Source organism: Sphingobium sp. TomTYG65 (assembly GCF_055395525.1).
Genome location: NZ_AP027330.1, coordinates 603,268 through 629,113, shown reverse-complemented (window position 1 = coordinate 629,113; position 25,846 = coordinate 603,268). Strand labels below are relative to the sequence as shown.

At 63.4% G+C, this 25,846-nt stretch carries 22 protein-coding genes; 2 read left to right on the top strand and 20 right to left on the bottom strand.

Annotated elements, in window-relative coordinates:
- Positions 1-7 precede the first annotated feature (7 nt).
- The 15 genes from ACZ5Y5_RS03160 to ACZ5Y5_RS03090 form a co-directional block, all read right to left on the bottom strand.
- Entirely contained in the window at positions 8-760 is a 753-nt protein-coding gene (locus ACZ5Y5_RS03160) for a class I SAM-dependent methyltransferase (RefSeq protein ID WP_464809751.1), read from the bottom strand.
- A gap of 63 nt (positions 761-823) precedes the next feature.
- Positions 824-1,957 carry a glycosyltransferase gene (locus ACZ5Y5_RS03155; RefSeq protein WP_464809750.1) on the bottom strand — a complete coding sequence of 378 codons (1,134 nt, stop codon included), beginning with the start codon at positions 1,955-1,957 and terminating at the stop codon, positions 824-826.
- Positions 1,957-3,306, bottom strand: a complete 1,350-nt coding sequence (locus tag ACZ5Y5_RS03150) for a sugar transferase (protein WP_464809749.1) — start codon at positions 3,304-3,306, stop codon at positions 1,957-1,959. Before ACZ5Y5_RS03150 ends, ACZ5Y5_RS03155 begins: the two co-directional genes overlap by 1 nt.
- 198 nt (positions 3,307-3,504) lie before the next feature.
- On the bottom strand, positions 3,505-5,400 hold the full coding sequence (locus tag ACZ5Y5_RS03145; protein WP_464809748.1) for an XrtA/PEP-CTERM system amidotransferase: 1,896 nt from the start codon (positions 5,398-5,400) through the stop codon (positions 3,505-3,507).
- An 11-nt stretch (positions 5,401-5,411) separates the two neighbouring features.
- Positions 5,412-6,947 (bottom strand): exosortase A, encoded by a 1,536-nt coding sequence (xrtA, locus tag ACZ5Y5_RS03140; RefSeq protein ID WP_464809747.1) that lies wholly within the window; start codon positions 6,945-6,947, stop codon positions 5,412-5,414.
- Positions 6,944-8,170, bottom strand: coding sequence for a TIGR03087 family PEP-CTERM/XrtA system glycosyltransferase (locus ACZ5Y5_RS03135; protein WP_464809746.1), 1,227 nt, complete (start codon positions 8,168-8,170; stop codon positions 6,944-6,946). The genes xrtA and ACZ5Y5_RS03135 overlap by 4 nt, the downstream gene beginning before the upstream one ends.
- The gene (locus ACZ5Y5_RS03130) at positions 8,167-9,231 is read right to left on the bottom strand and encodes a FemAB family XrtA/PEP-CTERM system-associated protein (RefSeq protein WP_464809745.1); all 1,065 of its coding nucleotides are present in this window, start codon (positions 9,229-9,231) and stop codon (positions 8,167-8,169) included. Before ACZ5Y5_RS03130 ends, ACZ5Y5_RS03135 begins: the two co-directional genes overlap by 4 nt.
- Positions 9,228-10,076, bottom strand: coding sequence for an XrtA system polysaccharide deacetylase (locus ACZ5Y5_RS03125; protein WP_464810456.1), 849 nt, complete (start codon positions 10,074-10,076; stop codon positions 9,228-9,230). The genes ACZ5Y5_RS03130 and ACZ5Y5_RS03125 overlap by 4 nt, the downstream gene beginning before the upstream one ends.
- Positions 10,077-10,095: 19 nt before the next feature.
- The gene (locus ACZ5Y5_RS03120; RefSeq protein WP_464809744.1) at positions 10,096-11,301 is read right to left on the bottom strand and encodes an XrtA/PEP-CTERM system-associated ATPase; all 1,206 of its coding nucleotides are present in this window, start codon (positions 11,299-11,301) and stop codon (positions 10,096-10,098) included.
- A 23-nt stretch (positions 11,302-11,324) separates the two neighbouring features.
- Positions 11,325-12,908, bottom strand: coding sequence for a hypothetical protein (locus tag ACZ5Y5_RS03115; RefSeq protein WP_464809743.1), 1,584 nt, complete (start codon positions 12,906-12,908; stop codon positions 11,325-11,327).
- On the bottom strand, positions 12,905-13,822 hold the full coding sequence (locus ACZ5Y5_RS03110; RefSeq protein WP_464809742.1) for a P-loop NTPase: 918 nt from the start codon (positions 13,820-13,822) through the stop codon (positions 12,905-12,907). Before ACZ5Y5_RS03110 ends, ACZ5Y5_RS03115 begins: the two co-directional genes overlap by 4 nt.
- 10 nt (positions 13,823-13,832) lie before the next feature.
- Positions 13,833-15,350: an XrtA system polysaccharide chain length determinant gene (locus ACZ5Y5_RS03105; RefSeq protein WP_464809741.1), complete on the bottom strand. Its 1,518-nt coding sequence runs from the start codon at positions 15,348-15,350 to the stop codon at positions 13,833-13,835.
- A gap of 1 nt (position 15,351) precedes the next feature.
- A complete protein-coding gene (locus ACZ5Y5_RS03100) occupies positions 15,352-15,996 on the bottom strand; it encodes an XrtA/PEP-CTERM system exopolysaccharide export protein (protein WP_066524130.1) in 645 nt (214 codons plus the stop codon).
- Positions 15,997-16,129: 133 nt separating this feature from the next.
- Positions 16,130-17,362 (bottom strand): pyridoxal-dependent decarboxylase, exosortase A system-associated, encoded by a 1,233-nt coding sequence (locus ACZ5Y5_RS03095; protein WP_464809740.1) that lies wholly within the window; start codon positions 17,360-17,362, stop codon positions 16,130-16,132.
- On the bottom strand, positions 17,359-18,891 hold the full coding sequence (locus ACZ5Y5_RS03090; RefSeq protein ID WP_464809739.1) for an acyl-CoA ligase (AMP-forming), exosortase A system-associated: 1,533 nt from the start codon (positions 18,889-18,891) through the stop codon (positions 17,359-17,361). Before ACZ5Y5_RS03090 ends, ACZ5Y5_RS03095 begins: the two co-directional genes overlap by 4 nt.
- Positions 18,892-18,940: 49 nt before the next feature.
- On the opposite strand from ACZ5Y5_RS03090, the gene ACZ5Y5_RS03085 reads away from it, so the two are divergent.
- Both ACZ5Y5_RS03085 and ACZ5Y5_RS03080 read left to right on the top strand, forming a co-directional pair.
- Complete coding sequence (locus ACZ5Y5_RS03085; protein WP_464809738.1) at positions 18,941-19,948, top strand: GNAT family N-acetyltransferase; 1,008 nt, start codon at positions 18,941-18,943, stop codon at positions 19,946-19,948.
- Between the two features lie 29 nt (positions 19,949-19,977).
- Positions 19,978-20,268, top strand: coding sequence for an acyl carrier protein (locus ACZ5Y5_RS03080; protein ID WP_464809737.1), 291 nt, complete (start codon positions 19,978-19,980; stop codon positions 20,266-20,268).
- 186 nt (positions 20,269-20,454) lie between these two features.
- Here ACZ5Y5_RS03080 and trxB read toward each other — a convergent pair whose 3' ends face one another.
- From trxB to ACZ5Y5_RS03055, 5 genes are all read right to left on the bottom strand, one after another.
- Positions 20,455-21,417 carry a thioredoxin-disulfide reductase gene (trxB, locus tag ACZ5Y5_RS03075; protein WP_464809736.1) on the bottom strand — a complete coding sequence of 321 codons (963 nt, stop codon included), beginning with the start codon at positions 21,415-21,417 and terminating at the stop codon, positions 20,455-20,457.
- A 120-nt stretch (positions 21,418-21,537) separates the two neighbouring features.
- On the bottom strand, positions 21,538-22,275 hold the full coding sequence (locus ACZ5Y5_RS03070; protein ID WP_464809735.1) for a proteasome-type protease: 738 nt from the start codon (positions 22,273-22,275) through the stop codon (positions 21,538-21,540).
- 24 nt (positions 22,276-22,299) lie between these two features.
- Positions 22,300-23,172, bottom strand: a complete 873-nt coding sequence (locus ACZ5Y5_RS03065) for a transglutaminase family protein (RefSeq protein ID WP_464809734.1) — start codon at positions 23,170-23,172, stop codon at positions 22,300-22,302.
- 16 nt (positions 23,173-23,188) lie between these two features.
- A complete protein-coding gene (locus tag ACZ5Y5_RS03060; protein WP_464809733.1) occupies positions 23,189-24,124 on the bottom strand; it encodes an alpha-E domain-containing protein in 936 nt (311 codons plus the stop codon).
- Positions 24,125-24,254: 130 nt separating this feature from the next.
- Positions 24,255-25,664 (bottom strand): circularly permuted type 2 ATP-grasp protein, encoded by a 1,410-nt coding sequence (locus tag ACZ5Y5_RS03055; RefSeq protein WP_464809732.1) that lies wholly within the window; start codon positions 25,662-25,664, stop codon positions 24,255-24,257.
- Between the last annotated feature and the right edge of the window lie 182 nt (positions 25,665-25,846).

Genomic DNA, 25,846 nt, shown 5'->3' with positions numbered 1-25,846 from the left:
GCGGCGCTCACCGCCCGGCGCTTCCTACAGATTTGCGGGCGCGGAAAAGGTGGTCATCGAGCGCGTAGAAATGCCGCGTGTCAGGGTCGATGCCGCTGGCGTCGATCTCTTCAAGATCAAAGCCCGCAGCGCGGATGCGGTCGGCGAAATCCGGCCCATATTGGCGCACATGATCCCACTGACCGAAACGGCGTTCCCGTTCGCGTGGCGGAATATCGAAACTGCCGTCCTCGGTGGGCTTGTTCCACAGCGGAACGATCAGCCACGCTTCGCCGCCGGGCTTCAGTGCACGGTGAATATTGCGCAAGACCGCATGATCATCCGGCACATGCTCCATGACATGGCTGGCGTAGAACAGGTCGTACCGCTCCTCATCCGCCAGCGCCATCAGATCGACGCGCCGCATGCCCTTGACCCCGTAGCGATCGGGATCGAGATCGGCCGGCGTGTAGTCAGCGGCAGAAGAGAAGCGGCGCACCAGACTGCCTTCATTGGGCGCCATGTGCAGGATTGCGCCCTCCGCCGGAACCCGAAGCACCTTTCCGTCGATCAGGTGGTTCATCAGCCGCTCGCGCGGAGAAGCACCGCAATTGGGGCAGCCCCATTCGGCATTGTCGCCATAGCGGAAGAAGCCCACTACCCCCTGCCCGCAGGCAGGACATGCGCGGTTCGCCCGTGCGCCCATCGCCTTGCGAAGCGCCAACATGGTCCGGGTCAGATGCTTGCCGGCGGCCTTCGCCACCCGCTGGAAAGTAATCACGCCTTGGCTCCGATCAGCATTGGGGAGGGCCTATACAATATGACCCGCCTTTGGCGAGAGGGATCAGCGCGATTTGGCCGGATTCCAGACAGTGACGGTACGGCCGTTCATCGCCTTGAACACGCCTTGGAGAGTGGCGGCATAGGCAATGAGAATATCGACCACCGCCGCTAAAGGACCGCCCTTGGTTCGAACGCCAAGCGCCAGCAGCAGCATCCCCAGCACCAAGCCCGCAATTGCCAGCCAAGGCGAAATGCGGAGCGCCAGCGTGAAGGCTGCAATGGCACCGGCAAGAATGAACAGCCCGCCGAACCACCGCACGATCTTGCGAGAGGCATATTTGAAGCGATCCATCGCGCTCATCCGCCGAAGCCGCGGGCGCAAATGGGAGTGAGTGTGCCACGCACGCGCCGCAATCCGCACCTTGCGCCGATATTCGTCGCCACGCGCCGCGACCAGCCGTTCGCGAGCGATCACGTCCTTGGCCTTCACCAGCCGCTTCCCCGCAAAAACCACCGCCATGGACACGGTAAGATCATCGAGCACGCTGTCCGGAAACTCGGGGTAAAGCGATCGGCGGATCGAAAAAATCGAGCCATCCGCCCCGAGCACATTGCCGGTGCGCGATTCCTCGTCCTTCAACTGCTCCTCGATCCGCCAGTAGAGCGAACCGACCGAAGCCGTCGCGCTTTCCCCCTCCCCCATATAGTGGAGCGATCCCAGGACGCCGCCAATCGCCGGATCGGCATAGCGGGCGAGAAGGTTGCCGATCGCATCCGCGTCCAGCAGCACATTGGCGTCGGTGAAGATCAGCACGTCACCGCGCGCTCGGGCCGCCAACTGCTTCATGCCATGCGCCTTGCCGCTCCGGCCCGGCCCCCGGATCAGCGTCACCAAATCCCCGCTCGCCGCGATCAGGGCAGCCGTGTCATCGGAGGAACCGTCATCAAAGGCGAGTATCTCAAGCCCCGGATAACGCTGCTTCAGCATCGCCAGGTTGGCGAGCTTTTCCGGCATCGCCGCCGCCTCATCATAGGCGCAGAACAGAAGCGATGCCGATGGCTCTTGCCCCTGCCCCGGCTGCTCTGCCCGCGTGGGCAGCATGCGGAGGATCAGCGGATAGAAAAGAAACGGCCACAACACCGCCACCAGCGACGCAATGAGGACCAGCACCAGGAAAAGATCAACGCCGCGCATCAATAGGCCTTGTGATGCACCAGCACCCCGATCGTCGCGATGATGATCCGCAGGTCACGCCAGATCGACCATTTGGTGACATATTCCAGATCCGATTGAAGCCGGTCGATCAGATCTTGATGATGATCCGTTGATCCGCGGTGGCCGCGCACCTGCGCTAGGCCTGTCATACCAGGCTTGATGCAATGGCGCTCCCAATAGCGATCGTCCACCTCCCAATAGAGGCTGTCCCCAGCCTTGGCGGCTGCGGCATGCGGACGCGGACCGACGATGCTCATGTCCCCTCGCAGGACATTGAAAAGCTGAGGCAGCTCGTCAATGCTGGTCCGACGCAGGAAACGGCCGACACTGGTCACCCGGTCATCGTCCCGCGCCGTCAGCTTGTCCGCCTTTCGATCGCTCGCCTCGCTGCGCATCGACCGGAATTTGTAGATGTTGAAGGGGCGAGCATCGCGACCGATGCGCGGCTGCTTGAAGATGATCGGCCCCGGGCTGGTCAGTTTCACCGCTAAGGCGGCAGCGATCAAAACCGGCGAGATGGCGAGCGTGGCTGCTGTAGCCACGACAATGTCGAAAACCCGCTTGATGATGCGATCGCGGAACTGGAACGGTCCGCCAGCAACGATGATCGTTGGCTGACCGTCAAATTCGTCAACACGCGCCGGGGCAAAGCGCAATAGCTCGGGTACGATGATCTCGCCCCGCGCGGAAAGGGACTTGAGCGCGACCGACCAGTCGCTCATTCGCTCCATTGGGCAGGCGACGATCACGCGCTCGGCCGTGCCGACCGCCGCCGCAAGCCGGGCCGCCATATCGGCGTCGTGGCGTTCAGGCCGAAGGTTGGCTGCGCCGGCGTCGATCAACTCCATATGAGGCCGGGTTTCAATCTCAACGCCATCCATGATGACGGCAGTGAGTTGAGGCACCTCTCCCAGCAGCCGCGCGCCGAGGCGGCCGATGGCCATCCGGACCAGCGCAACGCTAACCGCCGACAGCCCAAGCCCGGTGATAAAGGTCAAACGGGACAACTGCTCCGCAATCTTGCCCAGATAGACGATCAGCAGCATCAGCAGCGCCGCCTGCGCCAGCGCGAGCAGCCCCCGGACAATGCCTCGCCGGATATTGTCCAGCATGTGTATGCCATAGGCGCCGCCCTGCACCGCCAGCAGGATGTAAAGCGGCGCGACCATCGCGAACATTACCAGCCCGTGCGGCTTGCCCGGCTCACCCAGCAGCGCGCCCAACACCAGCCGGTTGGCAAGCAGGAACGACAGGAAAAGGCCCGCCAAGTCCCCAAGGAGGCAGAGCAGATATAGCCGCGCTCGAACTATTTCCTTCGAAACTGTCACTTGGCGTCCTGCTTGCCCTTAGCTTGAGCGCCCCGTTGGCACCGCCACGCGCGGGTTGCAAGGGGTGACGCATATAGCGAACATTTACTCGTGGCGATCACCCGGCTTCCGTTGGAGCTGAGCTTGTCGAAGCCCCCTTCTCTTGAACGGAGGAGCCCTTCCACGCTCGGGACGAACGGAGATAGTTAAGCCACCGCCCTATAGGCCAAACAACCGCCCCAACGCCTTGTCGAGCATCAACAATTGCCACAGCAGCCGCCCATGATCCGCCAACCCAGACTTATGATCTGCAGCAACCTTGCCAAGCATCTTCGTGTCGAACCAGCCGGTCTTGGCGAGCGCCGATCCTCCGGCAATGGCGGTCGCTTCCCCCGCAAGGGGGCCGCGAAACCAGGCGCTGATCGGCGTCACGAAGCCCATCTTCGGCCGGTATAATATGTCCTGCGGCAAATACGGCTCCATCGCCTTCTTCATTAGATATTTGCCGCTGTTGCCACGAATACGCTGGGCGACGGGCAGCCGCGCGGCGAACTCGACAAGCCGGTGGTCGAGCAAGGGTTCACGCGCTTCCAGGCTGACGGCCATGCTCATGCGGTCGGTCTTGGTCAGGATGTCGCCTGGCAACCAGATGCGGATGTCGGCATATTGCGCCCGATCGAGCGGGTCCCGGGCCGGCGCCTGCGCCATGGTGCGAATATAGCGTTCCTCGGCGCGGTAAGCGCCCAGACGGCTGCGCATATCCTGACTGAACAATCGCTGGCGCAGGGCGTGCGGGGTCACGCTGACCGAAGCGGCATAGGCGTCGCCGCCCTCCCCCGCCAGTTCCAGCAAAGTCGATTTGGCGCGAAGAGGCCGGGGAGCCCAATCCGCCTTGGGATACCAGCGCCCAAGCGCGCCGAACAAGGGCTGGCGCACCGACGGCGGAACAAGCGCCCGGACTCGCTCCCCCTGCATCTGGAAACGGTGGCGGCGATAACCGGCAAAGGCTTCGTCCGCCCCGTCGCCCGACAGCGCGACGGTCACATTCTCGCGCGCCAATTCGCACACACGATAGGTCGGAAGCGCCGAAGCATCGGCAAAGGGCTCGTCAAAATGGAAAGCCAGGCTGTCGATCAGGCCATAGTCGTCCGGCGACACGATCCGGGTCCGGTGATCCGTCGCAAAGCGGCGCGCGATACGGTCGGCATAGATGGTCTCATCCAGGCTCGCGACATCAAAGCCGATGGTGCAGGTCTTCACCGCCTGCGACGAAGCTTCCGCCATCAGCGCCACCACGCTGGAACTATCAACGCCGCCCGAAAGAAAGGCGCCGAGCGGAACATCGGCGACCATGCGCGAACGGACCGCCTGCCGCAGCAGCGCGACCAGCTCCTCCTCCAGTGCTTCGGGTTTCGCCTTGCTGCGTTCGGCAAAGCTGACATCCCAATAGCGCTGCGGCTGCGGCACCGGGCGGCCACGGACCAGGCGCAGCGTCTCACCCGCACCTAACTTGCGCACGCCCGCCACTATGCAGGCGTCGTCGGGAACATAGCCATAGGCCATATAATCCTCGACAGCCGCCAGATCAGGCGCGCGGCGAAGCAGCGGATGGGCGAGCAGGCTCTTCAATTCCGACCCGAAGATCAGGCTGCCGTCCGACAGCTGTGCATAATGAAGCGGCTTCACCCCCAGCCGATCACGCGCCAGCCAGAGCGACTGCGCGCGCGCGTCGAACAGCGCAAAGGCGAACATGCCGTGAAAGCGCTCGACACAGGCTTCACCCCATTGGCGATAGCCGTGCAGGATCACCTCGGTATCGCTGTGCGTGCGAAAGACATGGCCCTTCGCCTCCAACTCCGCGCGGACGTCGGCGAAATTGTAGATCTCACCGTTGAAAGTGACGGCCAGACTCTCATCCTCCGTCAACATCGGCTGAGCGCCGCCGGACAAGTCGATGATGGAGAGCCGCAAATGGCCCAGACCCACGCCCGGCGCGGTCCAGAGGCCGCTGCCGTCCGGCCCGCGATGGGGCATCACCTCCAGCATCGCCCGAAGCCGAGCTGGGTCGACCGGCTTGGCCGTTTCAAGATGGAAGATGCCCGCTATCCCGCACATGCGAAAGGGCTTTAGCGGATGCCGAGGCTGCGGTCAGCCAAATCCTTCACATCGCCAACATCTTGCAGGAAGGCGGCAATCGCGGCATCGGCCGACATGCCTTGCCGCTCTTCGGCGGAAATCAGGATCGCTGCAGCGCGCTGGTCTCCGCCCAAGAGCTTCGCCTTTATCGTGTCGATCTTGACCTGCGGCGCGCTACCTGTGAGCGGTATTGCACCCACCTTGTAGAAACTGACCACATGGCGGACCACCGGACCAGGTGCAGTGATCTGTTCACCGCGCGCATTCCCCGGCGCAGGAGCGGGCGAGGACCAGGCCCACCGCTGATCGGGATCGGCAGCCCCCTGCGCAAAGCCCACCAGCTCCCGCCCTTCCTCCTGACGGTCAAAGCTTGCGATCGCGAGATCGACCACTTGTCCAGCGGCGTTGCGATACCGCGCCATGACAAGATGGTCCGCGCCGTCGAAGCGCGGCTTCCAAGGATAGCGCGGCTGTGCCGCCGTTCGAGCCCAGCCCTTCACTTGCGGCAATGGGGGAGCGCCGGGCAATGGCTCGCCGGCCGCCGCGCTGACGCCCAGCCAAAGAGGCGCAGCGGCAATGATGAGGAACGCAGCCCCCCACGCGAGCGGGAGCGAAATCACACCCCAGGACGGAGCCCTCATTTGCTCCGGATCGAACCAAGCGTCCCCCGGACGCCGATCGAAAAATGGCCAGGCCACCGCCATCACCACGGTCATGATGATCGCAAAGAATATCCAGCCATAAAGCACATGGTCGAATCCCACCGCCGCATTGATGCTGGTCAGATGGGCAACCAGGATCGTGGCGAACGCCCGTACCCCATTGGCCAGCACCGAAAGCGCGAGCGCGCCCGTCATGAAAAGGATTCGCCGCGGCCAGCTCCTGAAACACACATTGCAGACCAGCACGCCATAGGCGGTCATGGCGATCACGAACTTCGCGCCAGAACAGGCCTCCGCCACCTTGAAATAGCCGGTCGGGGTCGTGATGAAGATTCCGTCCAAATGCGCTGGAACAGCCGACAGGCTCAGGAGCAGCATGCAAAGCCGCGCAGTGATCAGCTGCAGCGGCGCAACGATCTCTTCCCCCACCGGCACCATGAAGAAAGCATAGAAAAGCGGAAACAGCAGCGCTCGCCCGACCGATGGCCCCAGCAGGGTCAAAACCGCGCCCTGCAGCATCAGGATAAGCGCGCCGTGCCGGAACAGCGCGACGCCCGCCGCTCCCCCGAGCAGCCATGCGAAGCCGCCGAGTCCAACCCACAGCAGGCCCGGCGCCCAGGCCACAGGCTCCAACTGGGGCAGTCCGGCCAGACGCTGCTGCACCAGCCAGGCGATCAGGATGGGGATGAAGAGGCAATGGCCGAATGTCGACGCGTTCCACCAGATGGAAACCATGCCTATGGCGTCGCGGTGGAAGAGCGTCAGGATCAGGAAGCTAAATACTCCCAGCGCCGCCAGATGCCCCCGCCACCCCATCAGGGCGCTGCCAGGCACAGGCCCCAGAGAGAGCGTGCGTGACGTCATGCCGCACGCACATGGGCGCGCCGCCGACCAAACAGCATGTCCGGCAAATCCTTCAGCGTTTCCGACCAGCGATAGCGTTCTTCCATCCGCGCCCGCGCCGCTCGACCTAGGCGCCGCGCCCGCTCCGGATCGGCCAGCAGCGCGGCGACCTTCTCAACCTCCTCGGCAGGATTGGCGGCGATCAGGAAATGCTTGCCATTGCTGGCGTCGATCCCTTCGGCTGCCTCAGGCGAAGCCACGACCGGCCGGGCCATCGCCATGGCCTCAAGCACCTTGTTCTGGATACCACGCGCGATCCGCAGCGGCGCAACGACCACGTCCGCCGCCGCAAGCCAGCCGCGTACATCGGGCACCGAGCCGGTGACGATCACCCCCGGCAATTGCCTCAGCGCCTCGACCTGCGGCACCGGATTTCGCCCGACGATTGCAAAGCAGGCTTCCGGATACACTGATCGCAAGGCAGGCAAGGCATGATGGGCGAAGCTTTCCACCGCTTCGACATTCGGCCGGTAATCCATCTGGCCGGTGAAGACTATCAAAGGTCCGCTGATCGGCTCAATCGGATCGAAAGCAGCCGCCGGATCAAAATAATCGAGCGCAACCCCATTCTCGATCGCTGTCACCTGCCCGGCGTCCAACCCGCTGGCGCTCCGGAAAAGCGCCGCCTCCGCCTCGCTCACAAAGGCGCTGACGTCCGAGCGGCGGGCTGTGGCGCGCTCAAACTCAAGCAAGAGCCGCCCTTCGCGCCGATTGATCCATCCCATCGGCCCGCCGCCCACAGCGCCATAGGCCGCATATTTGGCCGAATCGAAATCCACAAAGTCCATGACGAAGCGCACGCCGGAGGGAAGCTCGGGCACGAAATGCGCCATTTGCGCCGAATAGCCCATGACGGCCGAAATCGGGCGGTCGCGCAAAGTCTGCTTCACCCAGCGATGCAGCTCGCGGCTTTCGAAAAGGGATACCAGCATCGGCTGACGCTTCGCCAATCCAGCGAGCCCGGCGACCGCGCGCGATCGATCGCGCTTCAGCACGCACTGACTCGCGGTCAGCGCCTGCATATCGGTCGCAAAGCCCATGTCCCGATCATCATCGGCGAAGCAGCCGACATGAACCGGCGCAATCTCCGCCAGCCGTTTCAGGATATGGTAGGACCGTATCTTATCGCCACGATCCGGCGGAAAGGGGATGCGGTGACAGAGGAACAATATCTCGCCCGTCATCCAAGCCCCCGCGAAATGAACGGGCCGAGCAGATTGGCGACCGGCAAGGGCAGCTTCTTCCACAGCTCCACGCGCCGCTGATATTGATCGCTGTTCGGATTGATGTCCCGCCGCTCTCCACTGGCCGACCAGCTATGATAGGTCAGCGGCACTGGATCGAAGCCGAAGCTTTTCTTCCACGCCGCTTGCCCGCTGCCTGTCTTGGACCGGCCAAAATCGAATATGCTCATGCCGCGCGTCCGGCCATGCCCCATCAGCCGATAATACATCAGCTCGTTCGACCGCAGCCGCCGCGCATCCGCGATGCCGCCACCCCAATAGGGCATCACCCGACCCTGATGGTAAAGCGTCAAAACGGCGGAGACCGGCCTATCACCTTCCAGCACCAGCAATATGTCCGCAGCTTCCCCGAAGGCGGATAGCACCTCGCGGAACAGTCGCGCCGGGAAAACCGGTGTGCCGAGATTGCGGACGCTCTCAGCATAAACATCATAGTGCGCCCGGATGAGCGGAGCCTCTCGCCCGACCTCCACCCGCAGCGCTGGATTGGCCAGCGCCTTGCGCAGTTCAGCACGATGCTTGCGCGGAACGGCGAGCAGTTCGGCTTCATCATCGGCAGCGATCGGTCGAGCAAAGCCGAGATGGCTGCCCTCATGGACAGTCCAGCCTTGCCCCGGCAACGCGCCGCCACGCAGCTCGACCGACCCCACGCCACGCTCCCGCGCCAGCCCTTCCGCCGCGGTCGCCAGCGCAGTGATGACCGCCGGATCATCCGCCAAAATCCCGCCATCGACCGCGAAGCCGGACGACACCAGCGCCTGCCCGAACAATCGGCTCTTCATATGCGTCAGCGGCAACAGGCCCGCAATCTGTCCGGAAGGCGCGACCGCAGCGAGCAAATCGCCTCGATTGCCCGTTCCCCGCGCAATTGCCTTCAGCCAGGCCGGGCGGTGGAAGGGCGTTCCGTCCGGTCTGCCCGCCACGAAAGCCTCGGCCGCCGTGACCTGCGCCGCGTCATCAAGGTTTAGCGTAATAACGCCAAGGCCGGTCCCGCCGATCATACCGCCCGCTCCGATTCCTGGGCGACCAGCGCATCGATACGGGTCCATGAAAAGTCCCGCGTCAAACGCCGCAGCTTCTGCGCCATGACGGACAGGTTGCTATAATGGCGCAGACGCGAACGAAGCGGCGCACCCTGGACGCGCGGCTGGTCCGGATCGATTTCCCAGGGATGAAAATAGATGATCGCCGGCCGCCCTTCCCGGCCATTCACCTGCCGGATAGCCCAACGCGAAAAACCGTAGGGCAGCAGCCGGAAGAAACCGCCGCCGCCAGCCGCCAGCCTGCGTCCGCCCAGCTCTGCCGTCGTCACCGGCAATTCCAGCAGTCCTGCGCCCTTCACGGGTTTCCAGGCGAAGCGCGGAGATTCGGGCCAGCCATAATGGTCATGCCGGATCGGCGCGACGCTGCTGGAATAAAGATACGCTTCTTCGGCCAGCACCTGATGCGCCCATGGCGTGCGATGATCGATCGAGAAACTGGGCGCGCGATATCCAACGACCCGCTCCCCGCTCGCATCCTCCAGCAGACCACGCGATCGGCGCAGATCGGCGCGAAACGCCTGGGGCGTCAGGGAAAAGACGCGCGCATGATCATAGCCATGGCTTGCAATCTCATGCCCCGCCTCGACGATCCGCCGCATCAGTGCGGGATAGCGCTCCGCTACCCAGCCAAGCGTGAAGAAGGTTGCGCGGACCCCCGCCTCCGCGAACAGCGCCAGCACTTCATCGGTGTTGCGCTCAACCCGATGAGTCAGCGCATCCCAACCGTCCCTGCCGATCGTGCGCTCAAAGGCGCCGACATGGAACCAGTCCTCCACATCGACCGACAGGGCGTTCTGCATCATGGCGCGGCGGCTAGCCTGTTCAGGCAGCAGCGCTATGCGGCGTATCGCCCATGCGCTGCTCACGCTCCACCCAATCGACCAGCAACGTCAGCACCCGGCGGAGCGCCGTATCCTGTTCTCCGACGCGAAACTCAAGCGCCGCCAGACGTTCCTCGATCAGCGTGAAGCAATCTTTCAGCGCTTCAGGATCAACCGTCGTGATCGTCGCCTGCTCCATGCGCAGCGACTCCACCTCCGCCCTTAAGGCCGTGATTTCATCCATCAGGCTGAGCGAAGGCTCCGGCTGGCGCGCTCGCAAGGCGTCCAGTTCGGCGCGCAATGTCTCCCGGGCGGGCGCAGACTGCGCCGCCGCAGGAGCAGGCGTTTCCTCCGCACGGTCCAGAACGGACGGCGGCACGGCCTGCAACGTTGCGTCGCTATCGGCGCCCATATCCTCGATCACCGCCTGAACCGCGTCCGCATCGATCTCCGACAGCTGATCCAGCGCGCCCAGCAGCAACACACGGCTGGCCAGCACATTCACCCGGCGCGGAACGCCACCGGTCGCGGCATAGATGGCTGCGAAGGCATCAGGGGTGAACTGCGGATCGCCATTCCACCCCACAATCGAAAGGCGATGCAGGATATACGGTTCGATCTCGCTCCGCTGCATCGGATCAAGATGGTGGGTCGCAATGACGCGCTGCCGCAGCTGTTCGAGCTGAGCGGACTTCAGCAGGTCCCGAAATTCCGGCTGCCCCAGCAGGAAGATCTGCAACAGCGACTGCCCGCCCAGCTGGAAGTTGGACAGCATCCGCAGTTCCTCGATCGCCGAGACCGACAGATTCTGCGCTTCGTCCACGATCAGCAGCGATCGGCGGCCAGCGCGAGCCTGACCATGCAGAAACGCCTCGATCTGCCGCAGGATCTGCGCCTTGGGCATATCATCAGTAGGCAGGCCGAAGCTCTGCGCGGTCAGGCGCAGCATGTCGTCGCCGCCCACCTGCGTCGATACGATCTTCACGGCCGTCAGCCGCGCCGGATCGATCGTGGCCATCAAATGCCCGACCAGCGTCGTCTTGCCTGCGCCGATGTCGCCAGTGATGACGATGAAACCTTCGCCCTGCGCCAGCCCATAACCCAGATAGGACAGCGCCTTCCTGTGCGTCGCGCTTTCGAAGTAGAATTGCGGATCGGGGGTCAGCTGAAACGGGCGGCCCTCAAATCCATAAAATTGATCGTACATCTCTCGTCTCCATCCGGACGGGATTAAAAGCTGTACCGCAGGCCGACCTGGCCCATGGCGTTGATGACGGCGTCCAGTTCGTCGGCCTTGGCGCTATCGAGCCCGAGCGAAGCAGATGCCTGCAGATTGCGGTTGATGAGGCGGTTATAGCTGGTGAACGCGCCGAGGTTCAGCACATCCAGCCGAGCACCGCTGGCGTCGAAATAATTGGCGTATATGGCGCTATCCAGGCTCGACCGGCTGTCGATGACATAGCTGAGCGACGCCGTGCCATACCAATTCTGATCCTTCGATCCGCGCACCAGGATCGTTTCGCCCGAAGGCGTTACGAACTTGCGCTGCGAATAGCCAAGGCCCACGCCCAGCCCCCATGGACCGCGTTGCGCCGCATATTGCGCAGCGACGCCCCTGTAGCGGAAGTTGGCGGCAGTGATCCCCGACAGCGCGTCATTGAAACACTGCCCGCCCCCGGTCTGCGAGAAGGCGCAGCCGGTAAAATCGCCGGTGAAGGGGTTTCGCACGACATTCAGGCTGCTGCCCGAAACCGCTGCGACATTGGAGGTGATGATCCGGCCGAAGCTGTCAATGCCGTCGAACACGACCAGCGCGAAGGATTGGTTGCGGCCCTGCCATACGAAGCTGCCCGTATAGCTCATGCCGCCATAGCGCTCGCCCGCCCGCGCTTCCAGCGAGGTGCGCCGGTTCGGACGCCAGAGCACACCGACGTCCCAGATGATGTCATCGAAATCATAGATGAGCGCGCGGGGCGAGCTGCCATCAGTCACATAACGGCCGTTGCGAACCACCGGCAGCCCGTTGCTGTCCAGCAGCGGCGAGCGCTGGCTGATCTTGATCCGCTCATAACCCACGCCGCCGGCCAGCGCGACAGTGGGCGAAACTGGCAGGGTTGCGTCGATGCGGCCCCAACCATCTTCGAACCGCTGATCAAGCTGGCTCGCATCCTCGCGGTCATACCCCGCGCTAACTACGATGCCGAGCGGCAACCATATACCCGGCGCGACGCCGACGGACCCGCTCAGGCTGTGCGAAACGGAATCCACGAAGGAGCCCGCATTGGACGCGCCGGGGAAATCCGCGTCGACGTCTTCGTCCACCCGCGCATAGCCGAGGCGATAGGAAGCGGTGACGTCCACATCGCCAAAGGACGTGGCGTAGGACGGCCCGACGTAGGCGGCATAGACTTGGCTGGTAAGGCTGTCGTTCAGCGTCGACGCCCCAGACAGTCCGTCCGTGCGAACCCGCGTGGCAAGGCCGCCCGCGTTCAACGACAGCCCGCGCGTTACGGCATAGCGGCCCGAGACGATGCCGCTGATGACGTCCTGGTCCGTCGCCTCACGGCCCCAGCCGAAGCTGTGATTATATTGGACATCCGCCACGGCCTCGACCCGGCGGGTGCGCAGCTCTGCCGTCACGCCAGCGGTTACGTTGGTGTAGGTCAGAACGTCGCCGCCCCCTTTCAGCGGCACCATCACCGTCTGATCGACGCCCAGATACGGCGTGACATTCACCTTGCGGTCCTGCGCAGCCGCCGGAGACGCGGCAAGCGTCATAACGCTCAAGAGGATCAGCGAAGTGCGGAGCATCATTCGCTCTCGCCCCCCTTCGCATAATAGCTGCCAAAACGGCGGCCGCTCGCGGAGAAGCTGACGCCGTTCAGCAGCAACTGCACCTGACCCGCGCCCTTCAGCATGCCCGCCGCATCGCGCAGCGCGCTCTCGCTCGTCTGGTCGGCACGAACCACCAGCAATGCAACGGCAGCATGGCTCGCCAGCACCGCACCGGCCGAAGCGGCAAGCAGCGGCGGCGAATCGAACAGGATCACCCTGTCGGGACGCCCCTCGGTCAGCCGGTTCAGCAATGCTTCGGTGCGGGCCGACGCGAGATATTCGGTATCATTGTTGCTGCGCTGACCGGCAGGCAGCACCGCCAAGGACGGAATATCGGTCCGGACCACGCAATTCTCGATAGCGATCGAAGGATCGGCGAGCGCATCCATCAGGCCGTGGCCGCTGGTAAGGCCCAGCGTCTCGGGAATGCCGGGTTTACCGAAGTCGGCATCGACCAGCAATATCTCGCGGTCCTTCTCCGCCGCCAGGCTAAGCGCCAGGTTGATTGCGCAGAAGCTCTTTCCTTCTCCGCTATGCGCTGAACAGATCAGGATGCGGTTGCCGCGCGGATCGTCGCCAAGCTGCGCCAGCAGATCACGCTTCAGCAGGCGAAACTCCTCGCTCATCGCCGTGACCGGCCCATCGGGCAGCAGGAAGCCGCCTTCCGTCAGCGCGATACGGTCGATGCCCTGCACCGGACCACGCCAGTCGGGCGCGCGAAATTCGCGAGTGGCGGCGACTGGCTGCGCAACCTCCACCACCGGGGGCAAGGGAGCCTCAACGGGAACCTCCACGGCAGGAGCCGCCCGCCCCTGGAGCGCCGCTCCGAAATCGTAAATCTCGGTCGCCCGCTCGATCAGCGAGCCTTTGGACAGGGAGCTATGCTTGTTCATCGTCCGCTCCTCACGCCATGCCGCGCTGGATAAATTCGACCAGGATCAGCAACAGGCAGAGCCCGGCCAATCCCCCGCTCGCGCCCGCAAACCATTTCAGCCGCTGCTTCTCGACCAGCTTTTGCGCCGCGCTGACCGTCTGGGTAATGGAGCCGATGACGGGCAGGCCGACAGCCCTCTCCAGTCGCGCCGCGGTTGGGAAGCTGCCCTTGAGCTGTCCCATGGCGAAGGCGGTGCCGATCCCCGCGCCGATGCCCACGACCAGCACGGCCAGCAGCAGCAACGGACGATTGGGCGCGCTCGGCGCAGTGGGCGCGCTTGGCGGATTGATGACGCGGAACTGGACGGAGCCGGTCTCGGTCTTCACATCGCCACGCAGCCGCACATCCTCGCGATCGGCGAGCAGCTTGTCATATTGTGTCTTCAGCACCTCATAGTCGCGGTCGAGCTTTTCCTGCTCGGCGGCGAGGCCCGGCTCGTCGGTCTGGCGCGATGACATGGCGTTAAGGTCCGCCTGCAACTGCGCCTTGCGGGTCTGGAGCGCCTGCACGGTCGCAGCGCGCTCCGCCTGCATCGACTTGATCGACAGATAAGCGGGATTGGGCGATCCGCCTGCCCCGCCACCGCCGCCGCCCTGGCGGCGCAACGCATCGACCTGCCGCTGGGCGGCGATCACGTCGGGATGGTCACTGGTCCAGCCCCGAGCCCGCATGCCCGCAAGGTCCGCCTGAGCCTGCGCCAGCGCAGAAGGGCCGCCCGAAGCGCCAACACCCGGCAGCACCTGCGGCGTACCTGCCAACTGGCCGTTCATGGCGCTCAGTGCGCTCGAAGCCTGCACCAGCTGCGATTCGATATTGTTGATCTCCATCCGGGCCGCGTCCATCCGCTGGCCGATGGAGCCTGCGCCCGGCAACATCCCGGCATAGCGCTGCTCGAACTCGACGCGGCGCTGTTCGGCTGCGGCAAGCTGCTGGCCGCGAGCGGCGATCTGCTGATCCAGGAAAGCCAGGCTCTGCTTCGTCTCGACCCTGTCAGACGAAAGATTGGCTTCCTGGAAAATCTCGATCAGCTTCTGCACGGCCTGCTGGGCGATGCGCGCATTGGCCCCATCGGACAGGCTGGAGTCCGCCGACTTCGCGCTGATGTCGATCATGCTGGGATCGGCCTGCGCCATGACGGTGATGCCCTCGCGCAGCGCGGTAATCTTCGCGGCCATGTCACGCGGCCCGCTGACCGTCTGATTGAGGTCGGTCTCCTTGACGACGCGCTCCAGATTGGCGGTGCTCGCCAGCGTCTGACGCACCCGGTCCAGATCCTGCTGCGACTGGACCTGCGTGATCCCCACCTTATCCTGCAACAGCGACTGCGTGTTCACATAAACCCGCGCCTTGCTTTCATAGCTGTTGGGCACCAGCGCGATGCCGAGCCAGCCCAGCATGCACACGCCCCAGGCGACGCCCAGCGCCAGCCATCGCCGCGTCCATATGCCGTGCAGGACGATCAGCAGTTCATCGTAAAGACCGGCCATATCAGAACATGCTTTCCGGGATGATGATGACGTCGCCGGGCGACAGCATGACATTGGCCTTGCTGTCTCCACGCTTCAGCAGGTCGCCGATGCGCACCTGATATTCCTGCTGCTTGCCGGTTTCCCGGTTGAAGCGGACCAGCCGCGCCCGGTTACCCGCCGCATATTCGCTAAGCCCGCCGACGGAGATCATCGCATCGAGCAAAGTCATGTTGGCGCGATAGGGGATGGACGCCGGCTTTTCCGTCGCGCCCACGATCCGCACCTGCTGGCTGAACGTGCCGGAGAAATTGTTGACGATCACCGACACCAGCGGATTTTCGATATATTTGCTGAGCGCGACCTTCATGTCGTCGGCCAGCTGTTTGGGCGTCTTGCCCACCGCCGGCATGTCCGCGATCAGCGGCGTGGTGATGCGCCCGTCGGGCCGCACCTGCACCTTCGCGCCCAGTTCCGGGTTGCGCCACACGAACACCGTCAAGTCGTCTAGCGGGCCGATCACATATTCCTCGCCCGGTCCTTCCTGCTGCGACACAAAGGAAGCGGGCGGCAATTGCTGACCGCCGCCGCCAGCTGCGCAACCCGACAGAGCCAAGGCGGGCAGCGATGCGCCGATCAGAGCCCGGGAAACCGACAGGAAACGCATATCTTCACCTCATGACAAGGCCGCACGGCTGCGCAGCCGCCAGAGAGGTGAAGCGGCCGCAAAGCGAGGGGCTTTGGGCTTCTTCTTGCCTTCAAAGGGTAAAGATACGGTTAGGCTTCAAACTATTGGCATATCAGCCAAGTAATAGTTCCAGAGCAGGTGGATGACCCAAAAATCCGGACGGGCTGGCCGACGCGCCATAGGCGCCCGCAACGAAGATAGCGATCAGGTCGCCTTCAACGACTTTGGGCAGCGCCACCTTGTCCCCCAGCTTGTCGATCGGTGTGCAGAGGCATCCAACCACGGTTACCGCCTCCTCGGCCGCGGCCTGCCCATAACGATTGGCGACGGCCATCGGATAGTTGCGGCGCACCACCGTGCCGAAATTGCCGCTCGCCGCCAATTGGTGGTGCAGCCCGCCATCGACGACGACAAAGGTCTCGCCCTGGCTTTGCTTCACATCGACGACGCGGGTCAGATAGACGCCCGCCTCGCCAACCAGCCACCGGCCAAGTTCCATCGCGAACTCGCTACCCGCCAATATGTCGGGCTTCGCATGCAGCACCTGCCTAAGCGCCTCGCCGATCGGCGCGATATCGAGCCGCTGGTCGCCCGGAAAATAGGGGATGCCGAAGCCTCCGCCCAGATTGACCAGCGGCGGCGTGACACCGACCTCGTTTGACAGCCGCGCCGCAAGGCCGACAGTCGCGGCTTGCGTGTCGATCAGCGCTTCGGCATCCAGCGCCTGCGATCCGGCAAAGATATGCCAGCCGCGCCAGTCCGCCCCGGCATCGATCAACATACGCGCCAACCCTGCCGCCCGGTCTGCATCCACGCCGAACGGCTTGGCTCCGCCGCCCATGCGCATGCCCGACCCCTTCAGGTCGAAATCCGGATTGACCCGCACCGCGAGCCGGGGCCGCCGTCCGCGCTTCTCCGCCAGACCGAGCGCGCGCCGTGCCTCACCTTCCGACTCCAGGTTCACCGTGACCCCAGCATCAATGGCGGCGATCAGTTCATCGTCGCGCTTCCCCGGCCCGGCGAAGCTTATATGCGCCGCGTCCATGCCTGCTTCCAGCGCACGGGCCAGCTCACCGCCCGACGCCACATCGAACCCGTCGACCAGCCGCGCCATCCGGTCCAGCAGGGCCGGATAAGGATTGGCTTTCACCGCATAGTGAATAGAAAGTTCCGAAGGCATGGCGTCACGCAGCGCCCGCACCTGCGTCTCGATGACGCCCATGTCATAAACGAACAGCGGCGTATCCCCCGCTTCGTCCACCAAGCTGGCCGCACCGCATCCGCCCACCAGCAGCATGCCGTCTTCGCCTTCGAAAAAGGGCGGAACAGGTCCCATCGGCTTCATCGGTCATATTCCTTGGCCAGCGCCACACGATCAATCTTGCCATTGGGCGTGCGCGGGAAGTCCGCAAGCCTGATGATCGTGCGCGGCTGCATGAAATTGGGCAGTTCGACCTTCAGTCGGGCTTCGACCTCCGCCTCCGCCTGGGCATCGTCCGACCGGATCAGCAATAGCACTGCCTGCCCCAGCCTCTCATCCTTGATCCCCAGCGCAACCGCTTCGGCGACCCCAGGCACAGCGACCGCTGCTTCCTCGATCTCGGTCGGGCTGATGCGATTACCCGATGATTTGATCATCGCGTCATCGCGTCCCACGAAATAGAGCAAGCCTTCCGCATCCCGCCGCACGCTATCGCCCGACCACACGGCCAGGCCACCATAGCGAGAAACTGCAGGCGCAGGCCGAAACCGTTCGGCCGTTCGCTGCGGATCGCGCCAATAGCCCTGCGCCACCAACGGCCCGCAATGCACCAGTTCGCCGCTTTCCTCATCATCGGTCAGGCTACCGTCCGGCCGCACGACCAATATCTCGGCATGCGGTATCGCCGAACCCATCGAGTCGGGATGACTATCGACCAAAGCTGGCGGCAAATAGGTCGATCGGAACGCTTCGGTCAGCCCATACATCGGGTAAAGGTCCGCCTTGGGAAACAGACTGCGCAGCTTCGCCACCAGTGGCCGCGTCAGGGCCCCGCCGCTGTTGGTCAGACGCCTCAGCTTGCCCGCGACCTCCGGCTGCCAATCCAGCTCCGTCAGTTGAACCCAAAGCGGCGGCACACCGGCCAATGTGGTTATGTCCCGTCGATCGACCGACTTCATGACGTCACGCGCCGTCAGATAATCGAGCGGATAGACGCATCCGCCCGCATACCAGGTCGAAAACAGCTGATTCTGCCCATAATCGAAACTGAAGGGCAGCACGCACAAGGTTCTGTCTTGCCAATCCAGCCCCAGATAATCGGCGACCGATGCGGCCCCTAGCCACAGATTGGCATGGCTCAGCATCACGCCCTTGGGCCGCCCGGTCGATCCACTCGTGTAGAGTATCGCCGCCAGATCATGCGGTCCCGCGTTCGAAGGGGGCAGCGGATCCCCGCCGCTCATGGCGCAGGCCGCATCATCCTCCCGCAGCAAGCGGCAATCCTCTGGCACGTCCGCAGGCGACAGCGTATCCAGGCGGCTGGCCGTTGCGATCAGCAGCTGTGCGCCGCTGTCCGCCAGAATATGCGCGACCTGCGCGTGCTTCAGCAGAGGGTTGACCGGAACATGCACCAATCCGGCACGTGGCGCCGCAAGCGGCATCAGCGCAGCGACCGGTCCCTTCGCGATCCAACTCGCGACTCGCGCGCCTTTTTCCAGCCCGAACCCTGCGAGCCAGCCAGCCAACCGGCCGAGCGTCCGCTCCAACTCCGCATAATTTTGGGAGCCCGACCGCCCATCCAGCGAGGGACGCGCAGCATCTCCCCGCAGCAGCAGATGGTCGATCGGCCGGACTTCCTCGCCATCGATCAGGGCGGCGCTGCTTAACTCCATTTCCAGACTTTTCACCTAAGGCAGAGGACAGTGCCGGGGAGATAATGATTTGCTGGTCACAAGGGAATATAGCACGCTCGCCGATGCCAGCCTCGCGCTTGCCGGCCGGATGGATCGCACCTCGACCCCGTCTCTGTTCGATCGCATCGACTGGTTCGAATCGCTCCATGGCCATTGCTTCGCCCGATCGCCTGTCCGCATCCTTCAGGCGATCGAGGATCAGGTGGAAGCGTGGCTGTTCCTGCTTTCGCCTGCGCCAGAGCGACAGAGCGCGCTCGCCAACTGGTATAGTTTCGCCTGGTCACCGGTCTATTTGGGCAATCCGGACGCGCCCACCCAGCGCAGGCTGGCAGAGGTGCTTGCCGCCGAATTGTTCAAGACGGGCCGTCATATCGATCTCTATCCCGTCGCGGAAAATGCCGACATGCTGCTTGATGCTTTCCGGCGAAGCGGCTGGTTCGGCGTGCGTCGGCCAATGGGCGGACGACATCTGCTTGCGCTCAACGGCCGCGATTTCGTCGCCTATTGGGCCGACCGGCCCAGCCGCCTGCGCAACCAAGTGCAGCGAAAGACGCGCGTCAACCGCTTCACCACCGATATCCGCCACGAAATCACTGACGCTCTCTGGAACGATTATGTCGCGGTCCATGCAAGCAGTTGGAAACAGCCCGAGCCCGGCCTTTCCTTCCTGCGCGCCTTGGCAGAACGCGAAGCTGCGGCCGGTACGCTGCGCCTCGGATTTGCGCGGCTGAACGGGCAACCTGTGGCGACACAGCTATGGACCGTGGAAAATGGCGTGGCGCTGATCCACAAACTGTCCCACGATCGCGCCTTTGACGGCGCTTCGCCGGGCACGCTGCTCAGCTATGCCATGTTCGCTCATGCGATCGATGTCGATGGCGTCCAGTTCATCGATTATGGCACCGGCGACAATGCCTATAAGGCCGAATGGATGGAGCAGCGCCAAACTCTCTATCGGCTCGACTTCTTCAATCCGCGATTCGCGTCCACCTGGCTCCCCGCCGCGAAAACCGCCATTTCCGCCCTTGTGGGCTAGAGGCGGAACGATTAGGTAAGCCCCCCATCATGCGGGCGGAAACCTCTATGCCGGTCGACCGGACAAGCGATGTAACAGGCGCGGTGCGCGATTTGCTGCGCGACGTGCTGGGATTGTCACAGGATCGGGTCGATGCCTTCGACGCCGACACCCCCCTCTTTGGCGCACTCCCTGAACTGGACTCAATGGCCGTCGCCACCCTTCTCACCGAGATGGAAGACCGCCTCGGCATCTTGATCGAGGATGATGATATTGACGGCGAAACGTTCGAGACCTTCGGAACGCTGATCACTTTCGCCGAAGCGAAAGTGGCGGGCTGACCGAGCCCGGTTCACCTGTTCAGGCTGAACCTCCCGAAGCCGCTCTTTTGTCCTGAAATGTAAAGACAAGCCCTTCGACGAGCTCAGGGCGAACGGCCCAATCGCTCTGCCTCCGACCTCCGTTCGCTACAAGTGAAGCCGAGAAGCTTCGCTTGTAGCGAACGGATGCCGGAAACCGCGCGGCTATTACTCCGCCGCCATCGCCTCAAAGTCGGCCTCAGCCAGGAACTTCTCGACATCCAGCGCCGCCATGCAGCCCATGCCGGCCGCGGTCACCGCCTGACGATAAACCTTGTCGCTGACGTCACCAGCAGCAAAGACGCCCGGAATGGCAGTCCGGGTCGTGCCCGGTTCCACCAGCAGATAGCCCTCGTCCATCGGCAGCTTGTCGACGAACAGCTCGGTGGCGGGCTGATGCCCGATCGCCACGAACGCGCCATCTGTCTCAATATGGGACGCCTTGCCCGTTACGGTATCGATCAGGTCCACGCCGACCAGCCCCTCCGGATTACCGCCACCGACGAACCGCTCGATCTTCTGGTTCCACAGCACCTTGATGTTCGGATGCGCGAAAAGGCGCTGCTGCAGGATTTTTTCCGCCCGCAGCGAATCGCGGCGATGGATGAGCGTTACGTCATGGCTATGGTTGGTGAGGTACAGCGCCTCCTCGACCGCGGTGTTGCCGCCGCCGATCACCACCACCTTCTTGCCACGATAGAAAAATCCGTCGCAGGTGGCGCAGGCCGACACGCCCTTGCCCTGCAACAGCTGCTCGCCCTCTGCACCGAGCCACTTGGCCTGCGCGCCGGTCGCGATCACCAGACTGTCGGCATAATAGACGGTGCCGCTGTCGCCCTTCAGCCGGAACGGCCGGTCGGACAGATCCACATCGATGATCTGATCATACATCATCTTCGCGCCGACATGCTCGGCCTGCGCCTGCATCTGCTCCATCAGCCAGGGGCCTTGGATCACATCGCGAAAGCCCGGATAATTCTCGACGTCGGTGGTGATGGTCAGCTGCCCGCCCGGCTGCATGCCCTGCACCACGATCGGCGCCAGACCCGCACGCGCGCCATAGATGGCGGCGGACAGCCCGGCGGGGCCCGACCCCAGGATCAGCATGCGAGTGGAATGGGTGGCAGTCATCGGATTCCCCAGTTCTTAGATTCGTTTGCGGGGATGACATAGGCAGCACGGCCGGGCAAGCAAGCCTCGCAATGGCATGGATTTGCTTGGGGCGCGGGAAGTTGCGCCTCCCCGAACGCGTCAATCCATGACGTTGGGCAGGTCTTCAAACCCCTTGCGCAGCGCCGCCGACCAGCTGTGCGACAGCAGCTGAAACTCCTCATTATCGGCCTCAATACGCGTGCGGACGCGGAAGTCGAACTGGTCCCGCTCTATCACCGTCAGGTCCAGCGGCATGCCCACCGACAGGTTCGACCGCAGCGTCGAGTCCATCGACACCATCACCGCCTTGGTCGCATCCTCCAGCGTTGTCTCACGCTTGATGATCCGGTCCAGTATCGGCTTGCCATATTTATGCTCACCAATCTGAAAGAAGGGGGTGTCCTCGGTCGCCTCGATGAAATTGCCAGCTGAGTAGATCAAATAGAGACGCGGCTTACCCCCGCGCCGCTGACCCGCGACTAGGATCGACGCGTCAGCGCCTGAACCCTGCATCTCGATCGTGCTGCGATAATGATGCTGCATCGCGGACATGGCATCGCCAACCAGTTGAGCGACACGATGCATCGTCGGGCAATTCAAGATGCTCTCTACATCGGGATCAAACTGCGACTCCTTGATCGCCTTACCCAGCATCGTCTTGACGCCTTGGGTGATCGACAGGTTACCCGAACACAATAGGACGAGCGCGCGTTCGCCCGGCACGCTGTAGGTAAAGCTTTTCCGGAAGCGGGCGATATTGTCCATGCCCGCATTGGTGCGAGTGTCGGACAGCATGACCAGTCCCCGATCAACGCGCACCGCCACACAATAGGTCATCGCCCAAGGGGCTCCTATATTCGTTCAACCCTGCGGGATGGCTGGTTGAAGGCTTTGTTGCTGCTGCCGTTGCAGCTGCCTTTCTTCCACCCCTTCCTCCGCCTGCGCGATCCGGACGTCCGCGTCAATCCAGATATCGCCCGTCACCCTCACCGATCCCCGGATCGGCGCCGCCGCATTGGCGTCGAGCCCGGAGGCAAGCCGCAGATAACGCTCCGTCACGCACACCCGGTTGGAAGGATCGAAACCGACCCATCCCAGATTCGGCACCAATGCTTCGACCCAGGCATGGGTTTCATGCAGCGCGACACCACCCTCCGCCAGCAGATAGCCAGTGACGTAACGGGCGGGGATGCCAAGCGAGCGCGCGCCCGCGATAAAGATCTGCGCATGGTCCTGACAGACGCCCGCCCCCAGCGCGAACGCATCCGCCGCCGTGGTGCCGGAGTTCGTGACCCCGCTGCGGTAGGCGACGGCGTCACTGACCGCCGCCGACAGCGCATGAAGCCGCGCCAGCACGCCTCTGTCTTCAGGCAGCGACAGCGCCATTGCGCGGATCGCGTCCGACGCTCGGGTCAGTCGTGTCTCGCGCAGGAAATAGATTGACGGCACGGCGCCCTTCATCTGCCCCAGCACGCCATTGGTATCGCAGGTTTCCGTCAGCCCTTCCGCAACGATCACGGCGTCATCCAGCCGGTCGTGCCGGACCCATACCGCCTCCATCTCGCCAAAGCTGTTGCGGCGAAAGCCTTCCACTGGCTCGCCGTTCACGCTCACCTGCCATTCCAGCACCTTTTGTGCGCGCGTGTCCGTCGGCATCAGCTTCAGCCGCATCGCCACTCGTCCAGCCGACGCCGCATAACGGTAGATCGTCTGATGGCGGACGAGCAATTTCACGAGCGCCCCGCCTCCTTCATCCGAAATGGTAGGTCTGGGCGATTTCCGCGCCCAGCCTGTTGGTCATCTGCAGCCCGCTCAGCACCGTTTCATGCAGCCCCACGCGGAAAATCTCGCCACTGTCCGACTGCTCCAGATCGGCCACCATCTGCCGCACCGTGTCGTGGCAGGTGCCACGGCTGTTGTGCCAGCCCGCCAGGCGATTGAGCCGATAGGCGAGTTGATCGTAGCAATAGGCGACGCTGCGAGGGAACAGGCGGTTCAGCATCAGAAAATCGGTGATCTGCCAAGGCGTATAGGTGCCGCCATAAACATGATGATAGGCGCGCGCGCCGGACAGCGCATAGAGCACCGACGTCCACTGATAATGGTCGCGGTTCCCGCCGATCACCTCGGTTTCGGGCAACAGCACATAATATTTGACGTCCAGCAGCCGCAGCGTCATCTGCGCCCGCTCCAGCGCAGATCCTACGCGCAGGAAATCATGCCCCTCATTGCGCAACTGCCCCGAATGCGCCGCGCCACGAAAGGTCATGACCCGCGTCTTGACCCAATCAATCAGCGCGGGAAGCTGCTGACGCGCCTCTCCCACATCATAGCTGTCGAGCTTGCGCCATCCTTCGTTCAGCGCCTCCCACATATCCTGCGTCAGCATGGTGCGGGCGGACTTCGCATTGGCGCGCGCCTTCAGCAGGCATGACCGGATGGAACTGGGATTGTCGAGGTCCAGCATCAGGTAGGAAACGGCATCGCTTTCCGTCACCTGCACCCCTTGGGGGAAGACATGGCTGCCATTCCCCGTGGCCCGCACGACTGACCGCCACTCGTCGCGGTGATGCGCCCCTGGCAGGATCGCCATACGCTGCCCCATGGTCAGCAACCGCGCGGTCGCCTCCGCGCGTTCCATATATCGCGCCATCCAGAAGAGGTTTTCGGCGGTACGGCTCAGCATCGATCAGCCGCCTTCGCTGTTTCCCGTTCGCCCTGAGCCTGTCGAAGGGCGCGCGCGGCGCTATCTTCGCACGCGTGCCTCGACAGGCTCAGCACGAACAGAGCTGGGTGCATCTTGATCATGCTCGTCATCAATCCTGCAACACCCATGTATCCTTCACCCCACCCCCCTGGCTGGAATTCACCACCAGCGATCCTTCGGTCAGCGCAACGCGCGTCAGCCCGCCCGGCACCAACCGAAGCTGTTTTCCCACCAGGCAATAAGGCCGGAAATCCGCATGTCGCCCCACCACCGCCGCTGGCCCCAGCGTCGGGACGGTCGACAGGTCCAGCGTAGGCTGGGCGATGAACTCGGACGGATTGGCGCGGATGCGCTCGGCATAGGCCGCGATCTCGTCCTTGGTCGATTTGGGTCCGATCAACATGCCGTAGCCGCCCGATCCATGCACCTCCTTCGCCACCAGTTCGTGCAGATGCTCCAGCACGTAGGTGCATTCGTCGGGCTTGCCGCACTGCCATGTCTGGATATTGTCCAGGATCGGCTGCTCGCCCAGGTAAAAGCGGATCATTTCCGGCACGTAGATATAGACCGCCTTGTCATCCGCGATCCCCGCGCCAGGCGCAGAAGCCAGCGTCACCCCGCCGTTGCGATAGACGCTGAAGATGCCAGGAATCCCGAGCAGGCTGTCAGGCCGGAAAACCAACGGGTCGATATATTCATCGTCAATCCGGCGGTAGATGACGTCCACCTGCTTGGGTCCCAGCGTCGTTTTCATCCAGACGCGGTCCTCATCGACGAACAGGTCGGCAGGCTCCACCAGTTCGATGCCCATCAGGTCGGCTAGGAAGCTATGCTCATAATAAGCGCTGTTGAGCGATCCTGGCGTCAGCAGCACGACCTCCGGATCACCCTTGCAGGCGGGCGGCGCGACCTCCTTCAGGCTCTTCAGCAGCTCGGCCGGATAATCATCGACTGGCGCCACCAGCCCCTGCCCAAATAGTTCGGGGAACATGCGCGTCATGATCTCCCGATTTTCCAGCATGTAGGACACGCCCGAAGGGGTGCGGCAATTATCCTCCAGCACCTCGAACCGCGCCGGCCCCGTCCGCACTATGTCGATGCCGACGATATGGCTGTAAACTTTGCCGGGTGGCGTGAAATCCGCCATTTCCGCGAGATAGGCGCTGTTCTGATAGATGATGTCGGCCGGCATGATGCCAGCCTTCACGATTTCGCCGCGATGATAGACGTCGTGCAGGAAAGCGTTCAGCGCCCGCGCCCGCTGGCGGATGCCGCGATCCAGCACCCGCCATTCCTGCGCGGTGAAGATGCGAGGCAGCAGGTCGAACGGGATCAGCCGCTCCGGGTCGCCGCCCTCGCCATAGACCGCGAAGGTGATCCCGATCCTCCGGAATATCGCCTCCGCCTCTTCCAATCGACGGTTGAGCCCGGCAATTCCCGTCCGTTCCACCCAACTCTGCACTTCAGCATAGCAGGGGCGTATCGAACCATCGGGCTCAAACATTTCATGGAAGGGCAAAGCGTCGATCCTCCCTCGGGGGCACCCCCGGTTGTGCATTGCAACATTAGTGCAACGCGATTGCACGATTGCAAGCGCAAAAACGTAAGCGCCCGTGAGGCTCCCGATATTTTTTGCGCTTGCGCGATGTGGAGAGAATTTGCGCGAGGGCCTCAAACCCCGTTGACCCCACCGATCCTGCT